The organism is Enterococcus sp. 3H8_DIV0648 (assembly GCF_002140655.1).
In the GTDB taxonomy this organism is placed as follows: domain Bacteria; phylum Bacillota; class Bacilli; order Lactobacillales; family Enterococcaceae; genus Enterococcus_A; species Enterococcus_A hulanensis.
Map to the genome: position 1 here is coordinate 3508080 of NZ_NGLG01000001.1, position 4950 is coordinate 3513029.

Annotated in this window: 7 protein-coding genes; 1 reads left to right on the top strand and 6 read right to left on the bottom strand. The window is 41.9% G+C overall.

Going from position 1 to position 4950, the window contains the following annotated elements:
- Nucleotides 1-143: 143 nt before the first annotated feature.
- A complete protein-coding gene (locus A5875_RS15995; RefSeq protein ID WP_141108312.1) occupies nucleotides 144-1976 on the top strand; it encodes a DUF4365 domain-containing protein in 1833 nt (610 codons plus the stop codon).
- A gap of 68 nt (nucleotides 1977-2044) precedes the next feature.
- Here A5875_RS15995 and A5875_RS23315 read toward each other — a convergent pair whose 3' ends face one another.
- The 6 genes from A5875_RS23315 to A5875_RS16020 form a co-directional block, all read right to left on the bottom strand.
- On the bottom strand, nucleotides 2045-2137 hold the full coding sequence (locus tag A5875_RS23315; protein WP_137663145.1) for a type I toxin-antitoxin system Fst family toxin: 93 nt from the start codon (nucleotides 2135-2137) through the stop codon (nucleotides 2045-2047).
- Between the two features lie 106 nt (nucleotides 2138-2243).
- Nucleotides 2244-2933: a DUF2922 family protein gene (locus tag A5875_RS16000; RefSeq protein ID WP_088934513.1), complete on the bottom strand. Its 690-nt coding sequence runs from the start codon at nucleotides 2931-2933 to the stop codon at nucleotides 2244-2246.
- 47 nt (nucleotides 2934-2980) lie between these two features.
- Entirely contained in the window at nucleotides 2981-3364 is a 384-nt protein-coding gene (locus A5875_RS16005; RefSeq protein WP_088934514.1) for a hypothetical protein, read from the bottom strand.
- A gap of 66 nt (nucleotides 3365-3430) precedes the next feature.
- Complete coding sequence (locus A5875_RS16010) at nucleotides 3431-3643, bottom strand: DUF2922 domain-containing protein (protein WP_088934285.1); 213 nt, start codon at nucleotides 3641-3643, stop codon at nucleotides 3431-3433.
- A gap of 14 nt (nucleotides 3644-3657) precedes the next feature.
- A complete protein-coding gene (locus A5875_RS16015) occupies nucleotides 3658-3864 on the bottom strand; it encodes a DUF1659 domain-containing protein (protein ID WP_088933795.1) in 207 nt (68 codons plus the stop codon).
- 298 nt (nucleotides 3865-4162) lie between these two features.
- Nucleotides 4163-4888 (bottom strand): hypothetical protein, encoded by a 726-nt coding sequence (locus A5875_RS16020; RefSeq protein ID WP_088934515.1) that lies wholly within the window; start codon nucleotides 4886-4888, stop codon nucleotides 4163-4165.
- Nucleotides 4889-4950: the final 62 nt, after the last annotated feature.

Here is a 4950-nt window from a genome sequence, read left to right on the forward strand (position 1 = left end):
AACGCTATTTTGATGCTATTTATATGTGAGTATTATTTACTTAGTTCGTGAAAAATGTTATTTTTAATACTGATGATGTTTAATTGGAAAAGGGTATCGTTTGAACAGAATGGAAACGATATTAAGGGGAAGGTGGGAAATCGTTGGTAATAAAAATGGAAGCTGCACCAAAAATTGAAAATCAAGCAGAACTGCTCAGCACTCGGCTAGCAAAGCTCTGTCGGGTAAATGAGCTGCACGATGATTTCGGCGTTGATTTTGCGTGTGCACTGGCTTCAGCTGAAACAGGTACAATCAGAGAATTCTTTGCTCAATACAAAGGAACGGAAAAAACGACGGAAGATGAAGAGTCTGTTTCACTACAGCTTCAAACAGCGACAGTTCGGCAGTGGTTCAAAAAACGCTCATTGACCGTGCTGTTTTATGTCGATCTTGAAGAACAAGCGGTCTATTGGGTGGACCCCTTTGAACAGCTTTTTGAAAAGGTCAAAGAAATTACAAGTGCTCAAGAAACGATCGTACTCAAGGTTCCCAAAGCGAATCAGCTCTCTGAAGAGGACGGACTTCCGGCAGTCTTTTTTGAACGGATCGATCGCTTTGATAATTATCTATTTAATGGCGCATTGGAGCGAATCAGTCAGGATATCGCAATCTTTCCAGAAGTAGAGGAATATGCCGATGAAATGACTGTGGAAGAAACCGAAGAGACCATCACGATTAAGTATAAAAATGTCTGTCTGACAGCGGCTTATCCCAAAGACGATCTTGCTTCTCGTGAAGACAGCTGTACGATCCAATTTGCCAGACTTAGCCAAAAGGCGGAGGCCGAGATCAAATTAACGCCTAGAGAAATTCTGGATTTGTTTTATTTCGGCAAGGAAACAGCCGCAAAATTAGGCATGCGAAAGTTCATCAAGGTGTATCTGGAGGAACTCAATCAATACTTTGCGGATTTTGGCGACAGCATCGCCTATTTGTATCCAGCTGAGGTCGATGAGCTGTGTTCAGTCATCGATATATTCATAAAGAAATACGTCGCGAAGATCACCAGCTTTATGAAAAGCTTGGAGTCCTTCGCCTTTGAACCGTATCGCGGCAGTCACAGTACCTTCAAGCTGATGCAGCTGGAGGTCGAGCTCTGGGAGAAAATCCGCGAGCATGTGCATACCTATCAAACAAGCAACGGTACCTATAAAGACGGCTATATCTTTACTCCCTTTGAAGATCATAATCGGATCGGGATCGAAGACGAACTGCGCCGCGAGCTCTTCAATGTTTATGGCAGCTACGAGCAATCTGCTTATGATCCAGAAAAGCTGGTGGTCGATGTGATATGGGAGTATCTCGATTACCCAGATGAGGCGAATAAACCGGAACAGCCCTATAATGTGGCCGATACCTATTCATTTTTCGTCAATGACCTGCTGCCTAAGTTTCTCACGAATGAGTTTACGGTCAGAAAAAAACGCCTCTTTGGAACCAAGCTGATCAAGGTCTACAAAACGCTGACCAAAGAAGAGATCGAGAAAAAAATCTTTGTTCCAAAATATAAGCTGACACAATATCCCAATAGCAATTCCGAGCTGGGCAGTACGTTTTATTACCTGGCTGAATATATGAAAGAAAAGGATTTCTATTTTATCGAACCTGCATCGATCGAAAAACTGCTGAAAAACTTTGATCACATCGTTCAAGCAGAACTAAAGATCGGCGGCAATGCGGCCAAAGCATGGTATGAAGGAAAGAAAAAGGATTTGTTGGAAGATTTAGCGCAGATGAAGCAAGAGCAAGCCAAAGAAACACTTAGCGAAGGCTATTTCTTAGCCAATATCTTCAGCAAGCTGCAAATGATCACTCGTCAGTACAAAGGCTCCTTCGATGGAAAAAAAATTCGCGAGAGTGATTTGCTGAAGGACTTTTCTGAGCTGATCGCAGATTATAATGAAGATCGATTGATCCGATTGTTGATTAGTTAAGTAGTAAAATAATATTATTACAAACACCTGCGGTCGCATAAACCGCAGGTGTATTTGTCTTCCAGTCGTCATGGATCGTGCCCGCTCAACCAGTGGTTGACCAGAGCCACGATCAGCCCCACAAAGAGCGGAGCGAGGACATATCGGATCAGCTCGCTCAAGGTGCATCACCTCCTCTCTAAAAGTGGAGGCTGACGACGTGAGCGAAATTACCTACGCAAAGGGTATTAAGTTGTCAATGACCGAGTTTAGTTAGACGCTTCACTGTTAGTGAATGTCCGGATCGTCCTTGTTCCGACTTTTCTTGCGCCGTACCCAAGCCAACAGACGCTGCTGTGGACTCATGTGTTCTTGTTCATCAGACTGGGCTGTCATAGAAGTTGAAGAGACTTCGGCAGGTTGCTCGTTACAATCAATCGTGTGCTTATCTCCGATTTCTGTTGATTGTATAATTAATGAATTTTGGTTACTTCCCGTTTCTGCCGGGCCTTTCAATTTCTTTTCGATTGCCGTTCTGGTTGGCTCGAATACATGGTCATAGCTTCTGTTTGTTTTGGCAGGAGTGATTGATTTTGATTCTTCAGAATGAATCGTTTCCTCCGGTTTCGCTGGAGAATCTGCTGCCTCATCTAATTTTTCGCAAGACTGCTCGCATGGAGTTTCGGTTTCAAGTTTTATTGCAGCTTCTTTATTTAGCTGTTCAGTCGGAGTGTTTACATCGACTTTCGGCTCATTTTCTAAGTCAAAAATCTCGTGATCATACGTGGTGACGATCTTGCCTGTAACCACAGTATCAAATAGTTTTACGCCGTTTTTTTCAAAAATGTCGAGTTGAGTTAATAGTTCGCAAGCTTCTTTGAGCTGTGCTGCTGGCAGGTCGGCATTCACATTCTTATAGGTCCAATCATGTTCTTTACCTAGACCGTTCGTGAAGGTCGTGACTAAATCATGGGTCATTTTTCTACGTTCCTTTCTTAATTTTTTTTGCGTAGGTAGGTTTACTCTCAAGGTTCATTTGTTTCATCAGGACGGACTTTTGCGATTAGGGAACGGACAAGGGACATGGCTTTTTCGCCAAAGTTACGGACAGGAAATACTTTTGATGTTAACGAGCGCCATTCTGGTGCCATGAAATAATCTTGGAAATAATAGAAGAATCGCTTCATGGTCCGAGTCGCTTTAGTGTGCATAAAAATATCGCGGACAAGATCCTTTAGAATGAAGGCAAACTCCTCCGCACCAAGTTGAAACCGTACACGTAAAGCTAAAATATATTTGATCGTTAAGCTGCTGTTTTGCGTTTGATAATAATAAGTTGTAATTCGTTTTTCTAATGTTGTTGATTTAAGATTGAACAATTGTCGGCAAGTCAGAGTTTGTTCATTCATGGATGGTTATCCTCCTTTTAGTTAGTAGAGGAAGGTGGTTGTTAGCCAACCTTCCTCAGTTTTTGTTTAAAAGATAATTGTTTCGACAGTTTCTACATACTTTGCACTAACGACGTGGTCGAACAGCTTTTCGCCGTCCTTTTCAAAGATCGTCAAGAGTGTCAGTCTTTCTAAGATACCTCGGATCTCATCACTGGATCGGTCTTGTGCGGGATTTTGGTAGCTCCATGTTTGAGAGCGTCCGCCGCTGGTTTTAAAGATCGCTACTAATTTTTTCATCTATGCTTATCCTCCTATTTACTCACTCGTGATTGGCTGGTGATAATCACGCCGTCTAATTGTGTGTCTTCTACGTCAAGTTCCTTCATAAGTTGTCCTAGTTTAAGGATTTGAGCTTCATCTGGATTTTCGACGACGTTTTGGAACGTGACTTTCTTTAATTTTTCTGCTCCTGGTAATGAGAGCTGCACCTGTAATTTTGTACTTAATCGTTGGATCATAATTTAACGCCTCCGTGTTTTTGTATTGTTGTACCGGCCGGTGACTAAAAGATAAACGATTTCAAAAAAGAATGCGAATTCCAATTTGGCCTTTTGCCCCCCAAATTGACACCTTTTTAACGGTGGAATGCGGGTTACAGCGATAAAAAGGGTCAAATTGGTACCTAAAAGGCCAAATTGGAATTTGAGAAAGAAAAAAGGTTGAGGTATAATGAAGAGTTTTGCCTGAAAAAAACGTAAAATTATAACAAAATAGCAGCACGCTCGATCGTTCAAGCATGCTGCTATTTTGTTAAATCTAAAGCCAGTCAATATGGTCACTATCATCTGGATCATACATAAAAGGTTCGCAATGATAGAGGGAGTAGGTCTGTTGATACAAGCGATTGATCTCACCGACTGGAGTTCGAAATTCTTTCAGACTAGAACGCTTGCTTAACGTTTTCGCAAAAGAGGTGTTCGGGAAATAGAGGAAATCTAACGGAATATCTCCAGGCAGTCCAAAATGTAGGACACCGCGGCGAATCGTGGCTAAGAGCAGACAAGCGATCTCCGCCCGTTGAACGAATCGGCGGCGATGGACAGGAAGAAGTAAACAGAGATCATTAGTCATCTGCGCATAGTATTGATCGTTGGCTTTGAAGATTTTTTTGATGGTAATGGGATTGATCCACGTTGTCTGTTCCCTTGATTCTAGTGGAAAGAGCGCAAAGTAGGGACAGACCCAAGGCATTTTGTACTTACCGAAATGCCCTAGCTCCTTTAGGCTGCTGGATAAGACTTGGTAATCAGAAAAGGAATGAATTGAAGAAAATTGATGCAGTGTTTTCAACGCGTTCATATTACTGAAATGCACGTCGCTATCTGTAAAGATCAACACCCCTGACCTTTCAGGCAACGGCAGAATGCAATTTATTTCATGGACCTTGAATGGATCGAAAACAACAGCCTCCTTTAAATACGTCTCCCATAATGGAGACCACTGTTTATCATCCAAATACATCTCTGGTTCATTATTTCTCATTTTAATAACCTCCCTCAAAATAAAAAAACGTTTACAATAAGACTATACAACAGATAAGAAAA